This window comes from Caldicellulosiruptor acetigenus, assembly GCF_026914305.1.
In the GTDB taxonomy this organism is placed as follows: domain Bacteria; phylum Bacillota; class Thermoanaerobacteria; order Caldicellulosiruptorales; family Caldicellulosiruptoraceae; genus Caldicellulosiruptor; species Caldicellulosiruptor acetigenus.
Window position 1 is genome coordinate 2,128,502 of record NZ_CP113866.1, and the last position, 22,360, is coordinate 2,150,861.

Here is a 22,360-nt window from a genome sequence, read left to right on the forward strand (position 1 = left end):
CTTTTTTTATAAAAATATAGAATTTATAGCCCCCGCAATACTTGTGCAAGGCAAAATCAAATCAGCGATACCCTGGTCAATTACAGCTTTCGGCATTCCAAATATAATAGCAGTGGTCTGATCCTCAGCAATTATAAATCCTCCTAACTTTTTGATAAAAGCAAAGGCTTTTGCTCCATCATTCCCCATTCCAGTTAACATTATTGCAAGAAGTCTATCTTTGTAATGCTGGGCAAGTGAAAATCCAACATAATCAACAGAAGGTTTGTATATCAAATCATCTGGCCCATCAACTATATTTATTACAGTCCTACCACCAGAGATTGTTATCTCCATCTGCTTGCCGCCTGGTGCAATATACACTGTGTTTGGTTTTACAGTCTCACCCTTTTCAGCTTCTTTTATAAAGAGTGAACTTCTTTCTGAAAGTGTTGAAGCAAGCTGCCGTGTGAAATTCGGTGGCATATGCTGAACAATAAATATTGGTACGCCTATGTCACTTTTTATGTATGGAATAATCTCACCCAGTGTCTTTGGACCACCTGTTGAAACACCTATAAATATTGCATTGGGCCTTGCCAATGGTCTTTTGGACAGTGACACAGCTTTCTGCTTGATTGAAGAATCAGCTTTTTTAACAAACACATTAGCCTTTGCTGCATTTAAAACTTTTTGAATAATCTCATTTTCTATACACTCAAGCTCGCTTGAATAATTAGATGGCTTTGGAATAAAATCTACAGCACCAAGGCTTAAAGCTTTTAATGTAACCTCAGCTCCCTTTTGGGTAAGCGTTGATATCATCACAACAGGGGTTGGACATGTCTGCATTATTGTCTTTAAGGCTTCAAGTCCATTTAAAATTGGCATCTCAACGTCCATTGTTACAACATCCGGGCGAAGGGAGGCAACCTTTTCGATTGCCTCCTGCCCATTTGTAGCATAATCTACAACTTTTATAAAAGGACTTTTTTGAAGTATCTTTATTAAAACCCTTCTCATTAAAGGGGAATCTTCTACTACTAAAACTCTCACCATCTTTGAATTTCTACTCTCCTGTCTTGTTTAATGTGGCTATTGTGTATTTGTATTCAAAAGTTCCTCCTTAAGTTCCTCAATCTGAATTACTTCATTAGATGTTAGTATTTTGGACATATCAAGAAGGATTATTATTCTTCCATTAATTTGACCAACACCTTGTAAGTACTCTGTATTAATCCCTCTTATAACAGGAGGAGGTGGAGTTATTGCATCGTTTGGAAGTCTTAAAACTTCTGTAACTTCATCAACAATTCCACCTATTGTTACATTGTCAAGATTGATGACAAGAATCCTCGTCTGCCTTGTTCTTTCTGCCTCAGGAAGTCCAAATTTTTTGCGCATATCAATTATAGGCAATATTTCTCCCCGCAGACTTATTATTCCTTCAACAAAAGAGGGTACTTGGGGTATTTTAGTAATGGTGGTTGTTCTGATAATCTCTTTGACCTGCATTATATCAACACCATATTCTTCATTCCCAAGCTTGAAAATCACAAGCTGCTTTTCATCACTGAGCTCATCTTCCTCTTCAAAATCTTCAGCTATATCTGATTTTAATAGTTTTTTTCTTTCTTCATCAATCATATCACTCAATCCTCCTCTTTCAAACTAACCCCGCTTAAATATTTTTAAGCTCTTCTGCAAGATTAGCAAGCTCTTGAGCTGCCTGAGCAATCTGAGATATTGCTTTAAGCTGCTCTTGTGCCTGGGTTGCTGCACTTTGAGCTGCTTGTGATGCTTCTTCTGCTCCCCTTGCTATCTGCATGGTTCCTGCTGCAATCTGGGTCAGAGCTGCTTCTGCATCCTGTGCCATCTTAAGGAGCTGCCCACCTTCTGTCACAACTTTTTCTGTTGCAAGTTTTACCCTTTCAAGCGAAATGGTTATCTTTTGCGCCTTTTCATTTTCCTGTGTTGAAGTTTTAACAGCATTTTCAACATCTTCATATACAACTCTCACTTGGTCGCTGATATTTCTCACCATTTCTTTTATATTCCCTATTGCTTCACTTGACTGCTGAGCAAGCTGCTTTATATCCCCTGCAACAACCGCAAATCCTTTCCCGTACTTGCCAGAACGTGCTGCTTCAATTGATCCATTGAGCGATAGCAAGTCCACTTTTGTTGTAACATTTGAGATTGTATCAATTATCTTCTCGATGTTTCTAATCCTTTTTTCAAGTACTCTCACGCTTTCCAATGACTGTCTGTTCTTCTCAACCGACTGTGCAACACCTTCAATCAATCCCTCTACATCTTTTCTATTCTTTTCTAAAATCTCCTGCAATTCTTTTGCCAATTTTGTAGCGTTTTCTAATCTATCAACTATATCTTTCTGCATTTCTTTAAGATTCTCTGTTGCTTTCTGGGACTCTTCACATGCAGCTGCCTGTTCTTCGCTCGCCTGCATTATCTGCTCAAGTGCTGAAGAAATCTGATAGCTTGCCTTGTGCGACTCTTCCACCATTGCTGCAAGTTCAGCCGATGCTGCCGCAAGCTCTTCTGCATTCTTTTGAGTAATGCTTGTAGATTTTAGCTCATCTGCCATCTCAGCAAGCATTGTTATTGCATTGTTAATCTCGTTCAAAGCCTTTGTCTGCTCAATCAATGATGCATTTGACTCTTCTGTTGCTGCCGCAGTTTCTTCTGCTGCCGCTGCAATTTGCTGGCTTCCACCTCTGACTTCGCTTGATGCATTCATCATATTTCTTGACAAAACTCTTATCTCCTTCATAGCTTCAACAATTGTATTGATTGCATTTTCTATCTTCTTTAAATCCTCTGCAACACCTTTCGCTTTTTCAGCCTCTCCTCTAACAAGTTCTCCAACACCTCTTATATCCTCTGCCACAACATTTACATCTTTTTGAATATCCTCTATGATGTTTTGAATCTCGATAGCGGCTTTATTTGTTGTCTCCGCCAAACTTCTTACCTCATCTGCCACAACTGCAAAACCACGACCATGCTTGCCAGCTCTTGCAGCCTCGATTGCCGCGTTGAGTGCAAGCAAATTTGTCTGGTCAGCAACCTCCATCACTGCCTGAGCGGTAGTTCTAATTTCATTTGCCTGTCTTTCAAGTTGCAAAACATTTTCAGCAGATTCAAGAGAAGTCTGAGCTGCAGACTCAATTCCTCGAATCATATCTTCAATCTCGTCTGCAATATTTTGAATAAGTGCTTGAAGGTTTGCAATAGAATTCGAAAGCTCGCCTGTCCTTTCATCTGCAACCTTTGCAACCTTTTCAATCTCCTGAATAGCTTTCAAAGACTCATTGGCAGCCTTAGACGCTTCCTGAGCTGATGCTGCAATCTCCTGCACTGCAACCTGAAGCTCGTTGACATTTCGTGTTGCTTGTGCTACAGCCGCCTGAGTCTCAGTTGATGCTGCAGCCAGCCTCTCGATTATTGTGTTTTTCTTTAGCTCATCTCTCTTTTCCTTTTTCTTTGTTGAGTCAAAAACACCGGTGCTGAAAGATTGGCCTTGAGAAATGTCTTGAACTTGGTTAAAGGCAGCTGGCTGGATATTAGCTTTTAAAGGATTTCTTGGTGTCTGCAATTTAGAAAGTTCCATTCTATTACCTCCCTTTTATTTTTGATTATATGTAACTTTTTTTTTTTTTTTTTTTTTTTAATAAATGTTATTTGTGTTATACAAAGTAATTCAATTAATTGCCACAATTATATTGGTATTATATTTATTGATACCAATTAATCCAACTAAGACAGAAATATTTAAAAATAAATTGCGATTTAATTATCAGATTGTCTTTCTAACAAAAATACCATTAAAATAAGTAGGTGTAAATGGAACCTACAAAATTTTTGGATTAAAAATCAATCAACACCACCCTCGCAGGTGCACCATCGCAGTCTTTTAGTTTTAATGGCAATGCTACATATCTGTATTTTCCTCCACATACATTTGAAAGGTCTAAACCCTCAATAATTACAACATTATTAGAAAGAAGTAGCTTGTGCACAGCAAAATCGTTTGAGCTAAATTCTTCTATCGAAAGATAATCTATCCCCACAACCTTAACTTTCCTTTCTATGAGAAACTGGGCAGCATCTAAACTCAAATATACATACTTTTCACAAAACTCTGAGGTGCTGCTAAGATACTGAGAATTCTTGGTCTTGAAAAATATTCTATCTTCTAAATCAATATTTTTGCTTTCAAGAAACTCTCTGGTTATCTTATCATCTTCATACACTTCGAAAACCTTAACCTCTCCTATCAAGTACTCTAAAGGAAGCTTGTCAATGGTCTTTCCATCCTTTATAAAATGAGCTGGTGCATCAATGTGTGTCCCTGTGTGGGATGAAAGTATGAGCTTGCTGACGTTCGCTGCTTCTCCTTTTTCAATGCTATAAACCCTTGATATTTGCGGTTTTGGGTCACCAGGAAAATACACCATACTATCTGAAATTGGAATGCTAACATCGATAATCCTCATCTTCATGACCTCCTTGAAATTAAAAATTTTTCTTAAAATAACAAAAAGGGGCTTCTGTCTTTAGCCCCTTTTGCTGACAAGCATTTCAAACTTATATTTGGTATTTTGCTTTTTCTTCCTTGATTAGATTAATTACAAACTCTATTGCCTTCTCAATTTCAACTTCAAAAGATTCTTTTGTTCTTCTGTTTCTAATCTCAAGCTTTCCTTCTGACACTTTCTTCCCAACAGTAACTCTGAACGGAATTCCTATCAAATCCGCATCCTTGAACTTAACACCTGCTCTTTCATCTCTGTCATCAATCAAAACCTCAACTCCGTTTTTCTGCAATTTTTCATAAATCTCAAATGCAATCTTGTTCTGATTTTCATCATTTACATTTACAGGCACAACAATTACCTCATATGGTGCGACTGTAATTGGCCAGATTATACCGTCCTCATCGTGCATCTGTTCAATGATAGCTGCAGCTGTCCTGTTGATACCAATACCATAACATCCCATTATCATGAGCTTCTTTTCGCCTTTTTCATCTGTATACACGCAGTTAAAAGCTTCTGTATACTTTGTACCAAGTTTAAATATGTGTCCAACCTCAATTCCTCTTTCAATTGTCACCTTCTGAGAGCGGCATTTTGGACAAAGGTCGTCTTGGGTTATATTCCTGAGGTCTGCAAACTTTGTGACTTTAAAATCTGAAAGATTAACATTCTTTATATGATAATCTGTCTTATTTGCGCCCACCACAAAGTTTTTGAGGTATTTTACCTCATTGTCCGCATACACATCTATCGAAAGACCAATTGGTCCGGCAAATCCCACCTTTGCACCTGTTATTCTTTCTACATCCTCTGCAGATGCAAGTTCTAGGTCTGTTGCTCCTAAAAGATTTTTTAGCTTTGTCTCGTTTACCTCTCTGTCCCCTCTCACCAGCACTGCGACAAACTTGTCATCTGCCTTGTAAATCATTGTCTTTACAAACCTTGTGCTGTCGATGCCAAGGAAACTCACAAGCTCCTCAATTGTCCTCACATTTGGAGTGTAGACTTCCTGTTTTTCTTTAAGTTCCTCATTGTTTTCAACTGGTGTGTCCAAACACTCTGCCTTTTCCAAGTTTGCAGCATATCCGCACGCTTTGCAATATGCAATTTCCGCCTCACCAACAGATGATGGAACCATGAACTCGTGTGAGCTTGCTCCTCCCATTGCACCTGTGTCTGCTTCGACAATCTTTACATCAAGCCCGCACCTTTTGAAAATCCTCACATAGGCATCATACATCTTTTGATATGATATGTCCAAGCCTTTTTCATCAATGTCAAAAGAATAAGCATCTTTCATTGTAAATTCTCGGCAGCGCATAACACCAAACCGCGGTCTTCTTTCATCACGAAACTTTGTTTGAATTTGATACAAAATTTTTGGAAGGTCCCTGTAAGATGAAATCTCGTTTCTGACTATATAAGTAAATGCTTCTTCGTGAGTAGGTCCCAAACAGTACTCCCTTTCATTTCTATCTTTTATTCTGAACATCTCCGGTCCAAATACTGCCCATCTACCAGACTCTTCCCAAAGCTCTTTTGGCATAAGTGCAGACATATGAACCTCTTGAGCACCAGCTCTGTCCATCTCTTCTCTGACAATGTTTTCTATCTTTCTTAAAACTCTGTAGCCAAGCGGAAGATACACATAGATGCCAGAGGAGAGCTGTCTCATAAAACCAGATCTTAGCATAAGCTTATGTGATTCTATCTCTGCATCAGAAGGTGTTTCTTTCAAAGTTGGCATGAAAAGCTCTGAAACTTTCATTTTCCTCTAGTTACTACCCCTTTCTAAACTTTTGTTTTTTAGCTTACAAAAAGCTTTTCAATTATCTTTTTTCTCATCGCCCTCTCTAAATCCCAGTGGCGAAGAGGTTTTGTCTCTGTCACAATTCTGAGTGTATATTCTATCCAGTTTGTGTCCACAATCCCCACAATCTGCGGTGGTGTGACAATGTCTTCTTTGAATTCCTCTTCAATCTCTTTGAACACCTCTTGGAGTTTCAAAGACACCTCATCAAAGTTCATCTTTGTATTGAGCTTAACATCCACAATCGCCTTTGAGTTATGCCTCGACCAGTTTGTAATGGCACCTATGGAACCGTTTGGAATAATATGGATTGAGCCGTTGTAGTCCTGAATTTTAATTGTCTTTATTCCCATCTCTTTGACCGTTCCACTTCTTCCATCGATGGTGACATAGTCACCAACAGACAGCTGGTCTTCAATAATCAAAAAAAGACCCGCTATAACATCTTTAATTAAACTCTGTGCACCAAAACCTATCGCAAGCCCACCTATCCCTGCAACAGCCAAGATTGTCTTGATTGAAACGTTAAAGTTTTCAAGAATGAGTACAATTACTAAAAAGTATATAGAGTATTTTATAATACTTTTGAAAAGTGCTGCAAGAGTGTCTATCCTCTTTTGATTAATTGGAAATACAGAATTTCTCTGTTTTCTCTTCCATTTTTCAAGTATTTTGTTAGAAAACTTTAAAAACAAAAAACCAATAACCAAGATGACTATCGAATAAATTATCTTCCCACTATATTTCAAAATTATTTCAGACAGCTTCCCAATACTCAAACACATCACCCTTCCAAAAACCTCTCAAAAAGCCTTTTTTGAAACTCATCATCTTTTGCCATAAGCTCGGGGTGCCACTGCACACCTACAAAAAAGCTTCTGTCTTTTTTTGAAATTGCCTCTACAATGCCATCCATTGATTCTGCCTCTATTTCAAACTCAGGTGCAACCTCATCTATTGCCTGATGGTGAAAAGAGTTTACCAAAATCTTTCGGTATCCAAAGATGCTGGCAAGCACCCCTCCAACAATCTCCACAGAGTGATATCCATACCTTCCATCCAGATTCTGGTAATGAGAGATGGAGGATTTTCTCTCTATGTCCTGTATCAAAGTCCCACCAAACGCAACATTCATAACCTGCACTCCTCTGCAAATTGCCAAAACTCTTCTGTTCATCTCATATGAAATTCTCATTGCTCCAAGCTCTATTCTATCTCTCAAAAGATTGATTTTTCTTATTCCTACTTGAGGTTCTCTGCCATAAAATTTAGGGTGAACATCCTCACCTCCGCAAAAAAGAACACAATCACACATCTGTATGTACTCTTTTATAAGCTCGGTTGATAAAAAACTTATAGGGAAAATTATGGGTTTTGCATTTAGCATTAAAAGTACTTCTATGTACTCATTCATCACATAAAGTTTTCTATTATCTGCATCAAACCCTCCAAATATAAGCACATTCATTAGACTTGCCCAACTTATTTTGAGTTCTTCAATTTCCATTCTATGATTCTCTTTGCCACTTCTTTAATAGGCATCTGGTGGTCCATGCTGAGCTTTTGAAGCTTTCTCATCGCGCTTTCTTCATCAAGCTTGAGCTCCTTCATCAAAATCCCTTTTGCCCTTTCAACAAGCTTTCTTGTTTCCAAATCATCCTGAAGCTTTCTTATTTGTTCTTCTAACTTTCTTAATCTCATCCAATTTTTTACGATAGTCTCAACAAAGGATATGAACGCCCACTTATTAAATGGACTGTACAAGAAAATGTTGAACTCATCATCTTCTAAAATTACACTTTCTATATTAGACCTTTGTGCCTGGTTTGCCAAGATGACAACAGGACATATTCTGTCATTTTTTAGAATATCTATCATCTCTACCATGCTGCCAACACTAAAACCATACTCCATAATAACAATATCCGGTTTTAAAACCCTTATCTTTCTCAGGCAATCTGCAAAGTCTGTGGCAGTATCAGCCACGGTATAGCCATTTTCAATAAGGGTGTTTTTTACAACAGAAAATAATTTTTGGTTCTTTATAGCCAAAATGACCTTGAACATCTCTATTCTTTGCTCCCTATCAAGCTTATTTAATAATTTTAACACACTCCTTTTTCTTTTTCTATAAAAACATCACTAAACCTTTTTGGGCTAAATTAATCAGTTTTTCCACTATAGTAGTATCGAACTGGCTGCCGGCACACCTTTTCATCTCGCTTAAAGCTGTCTCCTTATCAAAAGCTTTTCTATAGGGTCTATCAGAGGTCATTGCATCATAGGCATCGGCAACAGCTACAATCTTGGCAAGAAGGTCTATCTCTTCATCTTTCAATCCAAATGGATAACCCCTGCCATCCACCCTTTCATGGTGCTGAAGCACAACCTTTTTGATTCTGTCTGTAAACTCTAAATCTTTTAAAATGTTGTACCCTATCAAAGGATGTTTTTGTATCTCCTCATACTCATGAGCTTCTAATGACCCTTTCTTATTCAATATATCCTCTTTTACACCAATCTTGCCTATGTCATGAAGCAAACACGCAACTTTTAAAACATCTTTTTCTTCATCTGAAAGCGAAAGCTCATCTGCAATCTTTAAAGCAATGCTCTGTACTCTTTCGCAGTGTCCTTTTGTATACACATCCTTGTATTCAATTGCTTTGGACAAGCACAAGATTGTTTCATAGAAGAACTTTTCAATTTCTTGATTTTTCTTTTCAAGTTCTGCCTTTGATTTATTTAACTCCTCAATTGTCTCTTTTAGCTTTTCGTTCATGTAAGTGCTTTTTTCATACAAATCTTCTATTTCTGACTTCTGTTTTTTGAGATTTGAATAATAAATGGCATTTTTTATTGCCATTGTAATAAAGTTGCACATACTAATATAATATCCAACATCCTCATTTGAAACGCTTTTGCATTCAATTACATAAAAACAGATACCTTCACACTTTTCTTCCGAAATGATTGGAATAGCCACTTTTATTATACTGTTACTTTCTACTTTGTATGCTATATTCACATCCTCTTTGGCTTTGTTAAAGAGGATCTGTTCGTGCACATCTTTTTGTCCAAATTGATACAAACTCTTGAATTTCTTGTCATCACCAGCATGATAAACACTCACCCTCACAAATCTCAAACTCTCATACTTAAATTCCCCTATAACTTCTACTATTTCCCTCACACTTGAAAGGCTAATAATTTTTGTCGAAAGTTCAAAAAAATTTTTTAGCCATTCGTTTTTTTCTCTCAATCCTCTTTCTGTCTCAATTAATCTTTTTACAATATTTGTCATTTCTTTGTTGAGACGGATACTGTCAATATAATTTTTTTCTATATTATCTTTCTCCTCTTTTAGTTTTTTGATGATAACCTTTTGTTTTTTTTCGAACACCTTATATCTTTTTAATACACTGCTGTACCTGAGAATATAAAACGCAGTGAAAAATATCATTGCAAAAAACAGAGTTATAATTTGAAGATACTCAATGACAGGATTTTTAATATGAAAAAAACCTTCGACAATTTGAATTGCCAAAGGACAACCTATTAAAAAGAAAAGAAAAAATTCAAACACTCTCATCCAAAAACTCTTTTGTAACTTCAACCTTCAGTCCCCCTGTCAAGAAAGTCACACACCTTATTATTTCGACAAAAGGCGCAAAAATCCTTCAAACAAAATGACAAAAAAGAGAGCCAAACTCGGCTCTCTTACATGTTGAATAAGTCCTTAACTCTTGGATATATACTGTTGTAAAGTTTATAAGTTTTTCTATATATTTCAAATAGTTTTTCATTTGGGCTGCAGCTATCTACCTTTTGAATCATAGTATCGCAGGCTTCTTCAACCTTCTGATATTCTCCTGCACCAACTGCTGCCAGGATAGCTGCACCAAACGCAGGTCCTTCTTTGGAATTTAGTGTCCATACATCCATCTCAAATATGTCTGCCTGCATCTGTCTCCAGAGCTTGCTCTTTGCACCACCGCCTGAAACTCTCACCTCTTTCACCTCGATGCCCATCTCGTACAAAATATCAAGACAGTTTTTAAGTGAAAATACAACACCTTCCATGACAGCTCTAATGAACTCTCTTCGTGTATGCTTTGCTGTTATTCCAAAGAATATTCCTTTGGCGTATGGGTCCAAAATGGGCGTTCTTTCCCCCATCAAATATGGCAGGAAAACAAGTCCGTCTGCGCCTGGGTTTGCAAGTTCTGCCTCCTGGTCCATCAAAATGTATGGGTCTTTGTCAATAAACTCAAACGCAGCCTTTTCGATGTGTGCAAAGTTGTCTCTAAACCACTTGAGAGAAAGTCCGGCACCTTGTGTTACACCCATCACATGCCATTTTCCCGGCACTGCATGACAAAATGTGTGAACCCTTCCCTGTGGGTCAATCTTAAACTCGTCAAGATGGGCAAAAACAACGCCAGACGAACCAATTGTAGATGAAATCACACCCGTCTTTACTATACCATTTCCAACTGCACCTGCTGCCTGGTCTCCTCCACCTGCAACAACTAAAGTGCCTTCACAAAGACCTGTAAGTTCGCTTGCTTGCCTGCTCACTTTTCCCGTAACCTCTGGCGACTCATAGACTTTTCCAAGAAGCCCTTTGTCTATCTCAAGCTTTTCAAGCACCTCATCAGACCAGCATCTGTTTTTCACATCCAAAAGTTGCATACCAGATGCATCTGACACATCTGTTGCAAACTCGCCTGTAAGTTTAAACCTTATATAGTCTTTGGGAAGCAAAATTTTGTACACCTTCTCATAGTTTTGTGGTTCGTTGTTTCTCACCCACAGAATCTTTGATGCTGTAAAACCTGTCAGTGCAGGGTTTGCTGTAATCTCCACAAGCCTTTCCTTGCCAACCTTTTCTGTTATTTCATCACATTCTTTTGCCGTTCGCTGGTCACACCAGATGATTGATGGTCTTATAACGTTGCAGTTTTTGTCAAGCATCACAAGCCCGTGCATCTGCCCGGTAAGTCCCACAGCCTTAACTTCCTTGGGGTCTACTTTTGACTTTTCAAGCACAGCTTTAATTCCTTTTACGCTTGCATCCCACCAGTCTTCGGGATTTTGCTCAGCCCAGCCAATCTGAGGCTGATAAAGAGGATATTCAAACGTTGCAGAAGCCAGAATCTTACCTTTTGAGTCAATCAGGATTGTCTTTGTCCCAGATGTTCCAACGTCAATTCCAATAAAATACATACAAATACACCTTCCTTTCTCAAAGATTTTAATACACTTTAAGCAGACTGTCTTACAATTAACTGTGTGTCAAGGATATACTCACTTTCAAACTTCTTGTCAGGGTCTTCTATCTTTTCAAAAAGGATATCACATGCTGTTTTGACCATGAGGTCAATTGGCTGTCTTATAGTTGTAAGCTTTGGCATTTTGCTAAGTCTAAGACCCACCAAATCAACATCGTCAAACCCTACAACCTTTACCTGAGCTGGCACGTTTATTCCCATCTCATCCAAGGCATACATGCTCGCATACGCCATAAGGTCGTTTGCCGCAAACACACCGTCAATCTCCTCTTTTTGCACAAGCTTTCTTATATTCTCATATGCTTTTTGAAACATAAAATCTCCTTCAACAACAAGATTCTGAGAAAACTCAATGCCAAAGTCTTTCAAAGCTGCTTTATATCCTTCAAACCTTGCAACGCTTTCAAACGACTCAAGCGGGCCTGAAACATGTGCAATTTTTCTGCAGCCTTTTTCAATGAGATACTTTGTAGCAATATATCCACCTTGGAAGTTATTTACATTTATTCGCGGAACATCTGAATAGTCGGTGTTGTTTTCAGCAAGGACAACCGGCACATTGTTTGCCTGCAAAAGCCTCAAAGATTGCTTGTCAATGCTCCTATAACCAAAAACAATTATGCCATCCACTCTTCCAACAAGGAACTTGAAATAATCGATATTATCTATAAGCTGACAAAATATTGCCCCATACCCTTTCTTTGTGATGTACTCGTTCAAAAGTCCTACAACTTCACTGTAAAACCAGCTGCTAAGAGACTGAATTATGATTCCAATTGTATCTGTTTTTCTCCGCGCCAAGTTTTTTGCTGTGACATTTGGAGTGTAATTTAATGCCTTTATAGCATCCAAAACAGCCTTTTTCTTTTTCTCAGAGACGTTTGCTGTTCCATTTATAACTCTTGACACAGTTGCTTTTGAAACACCAGCTCTTTTTGCAACATCTTCTATCGACGGCAAAAATTTCACCCCTTTCTCTTACACTTTTTAGTTTATAAAATCATAGAAGTTGTAAGCGATTTCGATTGTTCTTTGTTATATACTTTATCATATTGTTGTTTGGTTTTTCAACAAAAATTTCAATAAATGATAGAGAAGAATATTCAAGATGTAATCTACAAGGTTTGAATAAAGGTAAATTTTGTTATTGAAATTTCGCTAATTTATGAATATAATGAAGGATAAAATTGAATATAAAAAAAAGTAGCTATAGTCCATCCTTCGGGGCGGGGTGAAATTCCCCACTGGCGGTAAAAGCCCGCGAGCAAAAGCCAACAAGGCTTTTGCAGAACCGGTGAAATTCCGGTGCCAACGGTGAAAGTCCGGATGGGAGAAGGAGTGGATGTGTAAGGAAGATTTTCTTATACATCATAAATAAGAGCTTACAAGCCTCGAAGGTGGAAAAATGCTTTCGAGGCTTTAATTTTTTGTGTATCAATTTTCGTTGGAGGGGAGGATATTATTGAAGTGCCTATCGCACAGCTATTATATGAACATGGCACTTGAGCTTGCAAAAAAAGCTTCTCCTTTGGTGTTGCCAAACCCAAGAGTTGGGTGTGTGATTGTAAAAAACGGAACAATAATTGGAAAAGGATATCATCAAAAGTATGGTGAAAAACATGCAGAAGTTTTGGCAATCGAGGATGCAATAAAAAATGGATACTTGCTCAAAAACGCAACAATGTATGTCTCTTTAGAGCCTTGCTGTCATTTTGGCAAACAGCCGCCCTGTACAGAAGCAATTATAAAAAGTGGAATTAAAAAAGTTGTGGTTGCCACAAGAGACCCAAATCCCCTTGTCAATGGCAATGGCATACAAATTTTAAAACAGCACGGAATTGAAGTTGTAGAAGGCGTGCTTCAAAAAGAAGCAGAAAGCATCAACAAAGACTTTTTTAAATACATGAAAAAGGGTATTCCCTACACTGCCATAAAAGTTGCCCAGAGTATTGACGGCAAAATTGCAAAACCTTCAAATAAGAGATTTTTGTTTAGCACTGAAGAGGAAAATGTCTTTGTACACAGTCTTCGTCAAAAATATATGGCCACGTTGGTCTCTGTAAATACTGTAATTTCAGATAACCCAATTTTAAATGCAAGATATGGAGAGATAGTAAGACAGCCCATAAGAGTTGTACTTGATACAAAGCTGCGAATTCCTCTTGGGTGCAATATTGTAAAAACTTCTGATGAGTATTCTACCTACATTGTGTGCAGCGAAAATGTAAATGATGCACAAAAAATAGACCTTCTTTCTCAAAAAGGAATAAAAATAATCTTTGCAAAGTCATCAGAAGATGGTCATCTTGACCTTTCAGATGCATTTTCAAAACTTGCACAGCAAAAGATAGTATCAGTTCTTGTTGAGGGAGGAAGCTTATTAAATTTTTCTCTTTTGAGGCAAAGAATTGCAGATTACTGGTATTCATTGATATTCAATGTTTTCATCGGTGGGCAGGACACAAAAGGTGCGGTAGGCGGAGAAGGCTTTGAAGACTTTTTCCCAAAGCTTGTAAATACAAAAGTTACAACCTTTAAAAACTCTACCATCATTGAAGGAGATATAAGTTATGTTTAGCGGAATTGTTGAAGAGGTTGGCAGGGTTGTTTTGGTCAGAAAAATTGAGGATATTGTAAAGCTGAGTATAGAAGTGAAAAAGATAGATGCAAAAATTGGTGACAGTATCGCAGTTGATGGTGTGTGCCTGACAGTTACAAATATCTCAAATGGCAAATTTGACTTTGACCTGTCACCTGAAACAATTGAAAGAACCACACTTAAATTTTTAAAAGAGGGGATGCCTGTAAACTTACAGCCTGCTTTGAAGATGGGAGACAGAATTGGCGGTCACATTGTTCTTGGTCATGTTGACTGTATTGGCACAGTATACATGCAAAAAATTCAAGGAAAAAGCAGAATAATTGGAATAAAGCCTTTTGAGAAATTCAAAGGGCTTGTTTTAAAAAAAGGTTCTGTTGCAATTGATGGTATTTCTCTTACAGTTGTTGATGTATTTGACACATACTTTACAATATCTTTGATTCCACACACCATCGAAAATACTACCTTGAAGTATAAAAAGGTTGGTGATTATGTAAACATTGAATTTGACTACATTGCAAAGATTGTGAAAGAAAATTTGAGGTGATAGACATGTATGATTTGAAAGATGTAATACAGAAGTTTAAAAGTGGAGAGTTTGTAATAGTATTTGACAGCCAAAACCGTGAAGATGAGGCAGACTTAATTCTGCCCGCTCAGTTCTCAACACCTGAAAAGATAAGTTTTGTCTTAAATCACGCAAAAGGAATGTTCTGTGTTGCCATAGATAAGGAAATTCAAAGGCGCTTGAATTTATACGTTCCTTACAACACTCAAGACAGTTGCACTTTCACAGTTACAGTTGACCACAAAGACACAAAAACAGGTATAACTGCTAAAGAGAGAAGCAAAACAAGCAAAGAGCTTGCAAACCCAAATGCGATGGCTTCTGACTTTAAAATTCCCGGGCATGTAAATCCTGTTGTTGCTCATGAGGGCGGGGTTTTGACAAGAAAAGGTCACACAGAGGCTGCTGTAGAACTTTGCAGAATTTCTGGGCTTTTTCCTGCTGCAGTGATGATTGAAATCTTAGACGAAAAAGGAGATAGTCACAACAAAGAGTATGTAAAAAGCTTGGCAAAGAGATTTTCAATACCTGTTACTACAATTGATGAGATTGAAAATCATATTCTATTAAACCGGCCCACAGTACAAAAAGAAGCTGAGGCAGACCTCCCCACACAGTATGGAAAGTTTAAGATTTTTGCTTTCAAAAACTATTTTTCGCAAAAAGAACATGCTGTGCTGATAAATGAAACTTTTAATCCAAGCCAGCCGGTAAATGTACGAATACACTCTTCGTGCAAAACAGGAGATGTTTTTCACAGTTTAAGGTGCGACTGTCATCAGCAGCTTGAATTTTTCTTGCAGTTTATGGCAGAGAATAAAAACTGCATGCTCATTTACCTTGACCAGGAAGGAAGAGGAATTGGATTTGCTAATAAAATAAAGGCATATGCATATCAAGAGCAAGGTTTTGATACCTATGAGGCAAACAATCTACTTGGCTTTGACGATGATTTGAGAGACTATTTTGACGCCCTGCATATTTTAAGATTCTTTGGGATAAAGAGAATAAATCTTGCAACATCCAATCCTGAAAAGGTTTCTTTTTTGCAGAATTGCGGAATTGAAATTTTAAAGAGAATATCTATTCCGATTGTTGTAAATCCATATAACAAAAAATATATACACTCAAAGATATTAAAGAAAAAGCATGAGATTTTAATAAAAGGAGAGGATAAGGTTGAGAACTTTTGAAGGTAGCTTTCAAGGAAAAGATTTGAAATTTGCAATTGTCATTTCAAGGTTTAACTCATTTATTACAGATGAGCTTCTAAAAGGGTGCTTGGATGGTCTTAAGCGGCATGATGTGGACAGCGAAAATATCGACGTATATTATGTACCAGGTGCTTTTGAAATACCTCTTGTGTGCAAAAAGCTTGCAAAGTCAAAAAAATACAATGCAATAATTGCACTTGGTGCAGTGATTCGCGGTAGCACACCACACTTTGAGTATGTAAGCGCAGAAGTCTCAAAAGGCATTGCAAACGTCTCCTTGGAACAAGAAATTCCAGTTATATTTGGTGTTCTGACATGCGACACAGTTGACCAGGCAATCGAAAGAGCAGGAACAAAAGCAGGAAACAAAGGGTTTGACACAGCCCTCTCTGCCTTGGAGATGGCAAATTTGATGAAAAATATTTCTTTTTAGAGAAAAAGGGGCTGTCCCAAAACAATAATTTTTAATAACCAAAAAGGACGTTTTGTGGTATTAAATACCAATATTAAGTTATAAAGCAAACAAAAAGAGGGTTGGGCGACAGTTTTACCCCAACCCTCTATCATTATCTTTGCTAATTTTTCTATGTTATAGGCAATACAAACCAAACCCCACTCAAGCTTTACACCCTTTAAGCCCCTGAGCAGGAATCTCCTAAATCCTTTATTGTTCTTTATTATCCCAAATACTGTCTCAACTTCTACCTTCCTTTTATTGTAAATCTCTTTGCCTTCTTCACTCAATAGTCTTTGTCTTACCTCTTCCTTCAATTTTTCTAACCTTGGTCTTACACTAAATCTCTTCTTCCATCTTCTACCTTTATAACATTTTTCTCTGTGTTCACAGTCATTGCAAATCTCTTCGCATTGATATACCTTCTCATAGCTTACAAATCCTCTCTCATTTACACTTATCTTCGGATACAAATATTTAACCTTCTTACCCGCAGGACAAATATAGGCATCTTCTTCAGCTATGTACTCCCAGTTCTTTACATTAAAAATATCCTTCTTAAATCTTCTTGTCTGCTCCAAGTCAAATGTGTTATACTTAATATAGCTATTTATGCCACATTCTTTCAGATGAAGATAATTTTCTTCAGACCCATAGCCACTGTCTGCTACAACATTCTTGGGTGTGAATCCCATCATCTTCTTCACAGCCTCAAGATGTTCTTTTAAGCAGACAGTATCTGTGGGACTTTGGTGGATGCTAAAACCTATTACAAATCGGTTCTGTGTGCCGATTTGAACATTATATCCAGGTTTTAGCATCCCATTTTTCATATGGTCATCCTTCATCCTCATGAATGTGGCATCATTGTCTGTCTTAGAGAAACTGTTCCTGCCGTTTAAAATTGTCTCATAATTCTCATACTTTTTGAGTCTGAAAACGCAATCATTTTTCAATACCTTTACCAATTTCTTTACTCTTTTTTCTTTTCTCTTACTTTTAAACTCAGCTTCCTCAAGTCTTTGATTTATTTGCTCAATTTTTTCTTCTAACTGCTTGCTATCATAGTCAGCTTCCAATTTTACATCTAAATCTCCTAATGCTTTATCTTCCTCTTCATTTATTCTTTCAATTTCTTCAAGAGTGTTTTTTACTTTTTCTCTCAGTTTCTTTTCGAAAGTTTTTGTGCTTTTAGCCCAAACAAAAGAATACTTGTTTGCATTAGCTTCAACTTTTGTCCCATCAAGATAGTAATAGTCGAAGTTTACATATCCTAACTCTATAAGGAGTTTAACCACCTCGGCAAAGATATTTTCAATTGCATCCCCCAAAATTTCTTTTCTAAATCTGTTGATAGTCCTAAAATCAGGAGCTTGATATTTTGAGAGCCACATAAAAGTAATGTTTTCACGTAAAGCCCGAGCTATTTTTCTTGATGAATAAATACCTTGTATGTAAGCATAGATTAAAACTTTTAATAACATCAGTGGATGGTAACTACTTGTACCACCACCTTTGTACTTTTCCATTACGGTTTATATATCTATCTTATCAATGATTTTATCAATTACTCTGACCAAATGATTTTGAGGTATAAAAGCTTCTGGGTCGATAGGCATTAAATATTGGTATGGGTTGTAATTTTTGAAGACAACTTTATCATGTTTACGAGCCACTGGTATATCACCTCATGTTATCATTTTTTATATATTATATCAAAAATATATCACTATGCCAAAAATACAAAATTAAAGAGGCTGTCCATTCGTCTTTTTGGACAGCCCCTTTTTTATTAAACTTTTAAAAATGACACTCAGTCATTTTGGAAAGTATTTCATTTGAGCTGAGTAAAAACCTGGCTTTATAATGAAAATATATTAAAACTTTAAATGAAAGAGGCGGGGTTTTTATGAAAAGTTTATTAAGATTTTGGCTGTTTGTTGTTACTATTATAATCTTATCTTTAGTCATAGTTTCTCCTTCGTTTGCCTCTGATATTCAAAAAGAAGAGGCTCTGTTTTTTGATGCAAATGGCAACCCATCTTACATCACCATTATTAACAAAAGTTCAGCAGCATATCTCTCTCCTTATGAACTTTCAAGGATACTGGGTGGAAGTTTTGCTTTTGATCCAAAAGACTATAACTTTCTTCAATCAAAGCTTATCGTTGACCAAAATGAACTTATATTCAAGCTCGATAGCAATGTGGTGACATTTAATGGAAAAAACTTATATATGGATGGACCAATGCAAATCATACAAAATAGAATTTGTGTACCTTATTCTTCTACTTTCAAAACTTACTTAAATTTATTTGAATTTCGCTACTTTCCATCCGGAAAGCGGATGATATTCAAGCCAAACGGAAACTACATAGTCTATAGTGTTCAAAGTGGTGATTCACTCTGGATACTATCCCAAACGTTCGGAACATCTATTGAAATTATCAAGAGCCTCAACAATCTTACAAGCGACACGCTCTATGTGGGACAAAAGCTCATTGTAAAAAAAGTAAGCCTCAACCCTGTCCAGATTACTGGAACAATAAAGTGGTGGACATATGTAAAAGCTGCGCCTTCTTCATCTTCGCAAAACCTGTTTTATCTTACTCAAGGGCAAACTGTAAATGTTATTGGAAAGCAAGCAGATTTCTATAAAATTTCAACACCCAAAGGAACTGGCTATGTTTCAATATGGGCAGTAGATATAAAGCAAGATATTGTAGATAATTCAAAACCAAGCAGTTCCTTTTATTCCTTTATACCTGTTGATACTTCAGGTGACTATGTAACCTATACCTACTACAAAGTGCAAAGTGGTGATACAATATGGTCTATTGCAGTAAAATTTGGAATACCCGATTATGAACTTATGTCGGCGAATAATCTAAATCAAAACTCTTACCTCTATGTAGGGCAAACCTTAAAAGTGCCAGTTCATACAGTTGCTGTGCATTCAAATGAGTACGGAGTTGAAATGCTCGACTGGTTTTCGCAGGGAAATTATGTATTCCCAATTGGCAGCGTTGGAAAGTTTATTGACATTCAGACAGGAAAATACTTCTTTGCAAAAAGAACAATGGGGGCAAGTCATGCCGATGTAGAAACCTTGAGCTTTAAAGACACTCAAATTATGAAAGAGATATTTGGCGGTAGCTGGACATGGGAAAGACGTCCGTTTATACTTGAAGTAAATGGAAGAAGAATAGCCGTGTCAGTTTCTGGCATGCCACATGCAGGAGTTGATGGTGTGCCTTACAACCAAAATGTTGCAAACAGAAGCGGTGGATATGGCTACGGTCCAAACCTTGATACAATTGTAAATGGAATGGATGGTCACTTTGATGTGTATACATTCAATGGACTTCGCCACAAAGACAATCAAATTGACCCTCAGCATCAGCTGACAGTTTCGGTTGCAGCAGGTTTAAGATAAAGAAGGAACAAGTAATATATCTATTAAACATAAATAGAAGGGATTAGTAACTCATTGTTATTACTAATCCCTTACTCTTTATATTAAAATATACTAAAACAATAGTTTCTGTTAAAAATCTTGCACTGCATCGCACTATATTGCATCATACTTCATTTTCTCACTTTCACTCTTCACACAATTTCTCCCTGCTTTCTTAGCTTCATACAACATATCATCTACACGTACAAGAATACTGTCAATTGTGTCTTGCTCTTTGAATCCTGCTACTCCAAAGCTCGCAGTCACATGTCCAACCACTGGTAGTCTCATACTGCTTATATGTTCACGAAGCTCCTCAGCCACTTTTACAGCATTATTTACCGAAGTCTCTGGCAATAGAATTATAAACTCTTCGCCTCCCCACCTTGCAAAATAGTCTGTTTTGCGTATCCTTCTCTTTACCATCTCAGCCACTCTCTTGAGCACTACATCTCCCATGGCATGTCCAAAATTATCATTTATTTTTTTAAAGTGGTCTAAGTCAAACATAATAAGAGAAAATGACTTCCCATTTCTCTTTGCTCGCTCTATCTCTTTTTCTAACATTTGCATAAAAAATCGACGATTGTAAATGTCCGTTAATGAGTCAGTAATGGATTGCCTATAAATTAATTCTTCGAATTTCTTTCGTTCAGTTATATCGCGCAAAATCCCTATTGCATGCCATGCATTATTAATCTTCACAGCAGAAAGAGAAAGTTCAACATAAATCTCATGTCCATCCTTCCGTTTCGCTTTCAGTTCCATCGTTTTCCCTACAATACTTCCTTTGCCGGTCCGTTGAAACTTCTTAAAGCTCTCCTTATAAAGCTTATAAAGGTTTTCATCGCTTATAACTAATCTATGCAATTCAGCACCTATCACTTCCTCTTTGGAGTAGCCTAATAGCCTCTCAGCCGCAGGATTCCAAAATGTTATGCACCCTTCATTATCAAGCATTATAATAGCATCGTGAGCATACTCAGTTATAATACTCAAAATCTCATTCTGTTCTTGGAGTTCCTTTTCCATTGCTTTGCGTTCTGTTATATCAATTACAAATGCTACACACAACCTTTTACCCATATATTGCACAAGTTGAAGATGAACTTCTACAGGGTATAGAGTTCCCTGCTTTCTGCGATGAACAGTGTTAAAAACAATATGTTCTTTTTTTCCTTCCATCAACTCAGAAAGTAGTTTTTTGAAGTTCTCCACATCAAATTCAGGTTTCAAATCAAGTGGAGTCATATTAGTTAGTTCTTCCTCCGTATATCCTAAATTTTCTTGAGCGCCGCGATTTACAGCAATGAATTTTAATGTCTCAGGTGAAAATATATATATTTCGTTGAGTGAATCTTCAAATAAATGTTTGTAAAGCATCAGTTCTTCTTCAGCTCTCCAGCGCTCAGTAATGTCAAATATTATTAAATATAACACCATCTTATTTTCATGATGTATATAAGATGGATAAACTTCTACTACTCGCTCTTCTCCATTTGCCAATCGATGAATACAAATCAGTGAATTATTACCATTCCTTAAGGTTTCTTCGTATTTCTTTAAAGCTTCTACTCTGGTAGAACAAAGAATTGCTTCTATATTCATTTGCAAAAAGACTTCCTTAGGATAACCATAAAAATCGCAAGCTGCTCTATTTGCACCCATAATCTTTCCTGTTTCAGGATCAATAATCAGCATAATTGCATCACTTGAGTCAAATAAATTATGAAAAAGCTTCTGTTCTTTTTTTACTCTCTTGTTTGTTTCATACAATTTAAAAGCCATTTCTATAATAGAGATAAGTACATGCTCATCCATTCCTTTTACTACATAGCCATACCCCGTAATTGAGCGGATTTTTTCCATAATCTCTCTACTTGTGTTAGCAGTAAGAAATAAAATAGGAATATCCGAAAACTGTTGAATTAAGTAAGTAGCTTCTATCCCGTCAATTTTTCCTTCAAGTTCAATATCCATAAGAATTAGATCAATATCATTGCGGCTCTTTAGCCTCTCTACAGCTTCTTCCCCTGTAGTTACTATCTCTGCACAATAACCGTACTTGCCTAAAATTTCTGCGGTAATCTGGGCACTTAGTCTACTGTCCTCTACAATTAAAATCTTTTTACAGCTAACTCCATCCATCAGTAGTGCTACCCCTCTCCTCATACCCCATTTTTAACGACTTACAATTTTATACTTACAATATAATTTATTTTCTTCTTTTGTATCAGCAATTGAATTTGACTTTTCATTTGTAAAGTCGTTAAGTGAAGATAAAATGGTTATGTTCAGGTTCTTTCTCAGTTCTATCAAATATGACTCATTGACAAAACCATTTCAGCAATAAGATGTAATATTTTTATCATTTTCAACTTTAACTGCTGAGGAATCACATCTGAAGGAATTATTCAAGA

17 protein-coding genes, 1 pseudogene and 1 riboswitch are annotated in these 22,360 nt (G+C 36.9%); of the genes and pseudogenes, 5 read left to right on the forward strand and 13 right to left on the reverse strand.

Translation table 11 applies throughout. The features are described from left to right. Positions 1 to 6 precede the first annotated feature (6 nt). From OTK01_RS10500 to OTK01_RS10550, 11 genes are all read right to left on the reverse strand, one after another. Positions 7 to 1,038, reverse strand: coding sequence for a protein-glutamate methylesterase/protein-glutamine glutaminase (locus OTK01_RS10500; protein WP_029228016.1), 1,032 nt, complete (start codon positions 1,036 to 1,038; stop codon positions 7 to 9). Positions 1,039 to 1,074: 36 nt separating this feature from the next. Further along, the gene (locus OTK01_RS10505) at positions 1,075 to 1,626 is read right to left on the reverse strand and encodes a chemotaxis protein CheW (protein ID WP_029228015.1); all 552 of its coding nucleotides are present in this window, start codon (positions 1,624 to 1,626) and stop codon (positions 1,075 to 1,077) included. Between the two features lie 34 nt (positions 1,627 to 1,660). Next, complete coding sequence (locus tag OTK01_RS10510) at positions 1,661 to 3,613, reverse strand: methyl-accepting chemotaxis protein (RefSeq protein ID WP_029228014.1); 1,953 nt, start codon at positions 3,611 to 3,613, stop codon at positions 1,661 to 1,663. 256 nt (positions 3,614 to 3,869) lie between these two features. Further along, positions 3,870 to 4,499 (reverse strand): cyclase family protein, encoded by a 630-nt coding sequence (locus tag OTK01_RS10515; RefSeq protein WP_029228013.1) that lies wholly within the window; start codon positions 4,497 to 4,499, stop codon positions 3,870 to 3,872. Positions 4,500 to 4,590: 91 nt separating this feature from the next. Continuing rightward, a complete protein-coding gene (locus OTK01_RS10520; RefSeq protein ID WP_029228012.1) occupies positions 4,591 to 6,309 on the reverse strand; it encodes a proline--tRNA ligase in 1,719 nt (572 codons plus the stop codon). Positions 6,310 to 6,347: 38 nt separating this feature from the next. Continuing rightward, a complete protein-coding gene (locus OTK01_RS10525; RefSeq protein ID WP_029671960.1) occupies positions 6,348 to 7,136 on the reverse strand; it encodes a mechanosensitive ion channel family protein in 789 nt (262 codons plus the stop codon). Next, positions 7,136 to 7,858: a gamma-glutamyl-gamma-aminobutyrate hydrolase family protein gene (locus OTK01_RS10530; protein ID WP_029228010.1), complete on the reverse strand. Its 723-nt coding sequence runs from the start codon at positions 7,856 to 7,858 to the stop codon at positions 7,136 to 7,138. Before OTK01_RS10530 ends, OTK01_RS10525 begins: the two co-directional genes overlap by 1 nt. Beyond that, complete coding sequence (locus OTK01_RS10535; RefSeq protein ID WP_029228009.1) at positions 7,834 to 8,418, reverse strand: ANTAR domain-containing response regulator; 585 nt, start codon at positions 8,416 to 8,418, stop codon at positions 7,834 to 7,836. The genes OTK01_RS10530 and OTK01_RS10535 overlap by 25 nt, the downstream gene beginning before the upstream one ends. 61 nt (positions 8,419 to 8,479) lie before the next feature. Further along, the gene (locus tag OTK01_RS10540; RefSeq protein ID WP_029228008.1) at positions 8,480 to 9,967 is read right to left on the reverse strand and encodes an HD-GYP domain-containing protein; all 1,488 of its coding nucleotides are present in this window, start codon (positions 9,965 to 9,967) and stop codon (positions 8,480 to 8,482) included. 104 nt (positions 9,968 to 10,071) lie between these two features. Next, positions 10,072 to 11,580 (reverse strand): xylulokinase, encoded by a 1,509-nt coding sequence (gene xylB / locus OTK01_RS10545; protein ID WP_029228007.1) that lies wholly within the window; start codon positions 11,578 to 11,580, stop codon positions 10,072 to 10,074. A gap of 38 nt (positions 11,581 to 11,618) precedes the next feature. After that, the gene (locus OTK01_RS10550; protein WP_232841654.1) at positions 11,619 to 12,614 is read right to left on the reverse strand and encodes a LacI family DNA-binding transcriptional regulator; all 996 of its coding nucleotides are present in this window, start codon (positions 12,612 to 12,614) and stop codon (positions 11,619 to 11,621) included. A gap of 244 nt (positions 12,615 to 12,858) precedes the next feature. After that, a riboswitch (FMN riboswitch) is annotated at positions 12,859 to 12,987 on the forward strand. Positions 12,988 to 13,107: 120 nt separating this feature from the next. Here OTK01_RS10550 and ribD point away from each other — a divergent pair. Genes ribD through ribH form a run of 4 tightly spaced genes read left to right on the forward strand, consistent with a single transcriptional unit; the run spans position 13,108 to position 16,462 of the window. Continuing rightward, complete coding sequence (gene ribD / locus OTK01_RS10555; RefSeq protein ID WP_029228005.1) at positions 13,108 to 14,223, forward strand: bifunctional diaminohydroxyphosphoribosylaminopyrimidine deaminase/5-amino-6-(5-phosphoribosylamino)uracil reductase RibD; 1,116 nt, start codon at positions 13,108 to 13,110, stop codon at positions 14,221 to 14,223. Beyond that, entirely contained in the window at positions 14,216 to 14,794 is a 579-nt protein-coding gene (locus OTK01_RS10560) for a riboflavin synthase (protein ID WP_029228004.1), read from the forward strand. Before ribD ends, OTK01_RS10560 begins: the two co-directional genes overlap by 8 nt. A gap of 5 nt (positions 14,795 to 14,799) precedes the next feature. Then, positions 14,800 to 16,008, forward strand: coding sequence for a 3,4-dihydroxy-2-butanone-4-phosphate synthase (gene ribB, locus OTK01_RS10565; protein WP_029228003.1), 1,209 nt, complete (start codon positions 14,800 to 14,802; stop codon positions 16,006 to 16,008). Continuing rightward, complete coding sequence (gene ribH, locus OTK01_RS10570) at positions 15,995 to 16,462, forward strand: 6,7-dimethyl-8-ribityllumazine synthase (protein WP_013433229.1); 468 nt, start codon at positions 15,995 to 15,997, stop codon at positions 16,460 to 16,462. Before ribB ends, ribH begins: the two co-directional genes overlap by 14 nt. A gap of 6 nt (positions 16,463 to 16,468) precedes the next feature. On the opposite strand, the pseudogene OTK01_RS10575 reads toward ribH, so the two are convergent. Continuing rightward, a pseudogene (locus tag OTK01_RS10575) lies at positions 16,469 to 18,159 on the reverse strand (IS1182 family transposase); the annotation flags it as partial. A gap of 233 nt (positions 18,160 to 18,392) precedes the next feature. Here OTK01_RS10575 and OTK01_RS10580 point away from each other — a divergent pair. Beyond that, complete coding sequence (locus OTK01_RS10580; protein WP_029228636.1) at positions 18,393 to 19,919, forward strand: LysM peptidoglycan-binding domain-containing protein; 1,527 nt, start codon at positions 18,393 to 18,395, stop codon at positions 19,917 to 19,919. Between the two features lie 135 nt (positions 19,920 to 20,054). Here the strand turns inward: OTK01_RS10580 and OTK01_RS10585 are convergent, their stop codons facing one another. Further along, on the reverse strand, positions 20,055 to 22,088 hold the full coding sequence (locus OTK01_RS10585) for a GGDEF domain-containing response regulator (RefSeq protein WP_029228635.1): 2,034 nt from the start codon (positions 22,086 to 22,088) through the stop codon (positions 20,055 to 20,057). Positions 22,089 to 22,360: the final 272 nt, after the last annotated feature.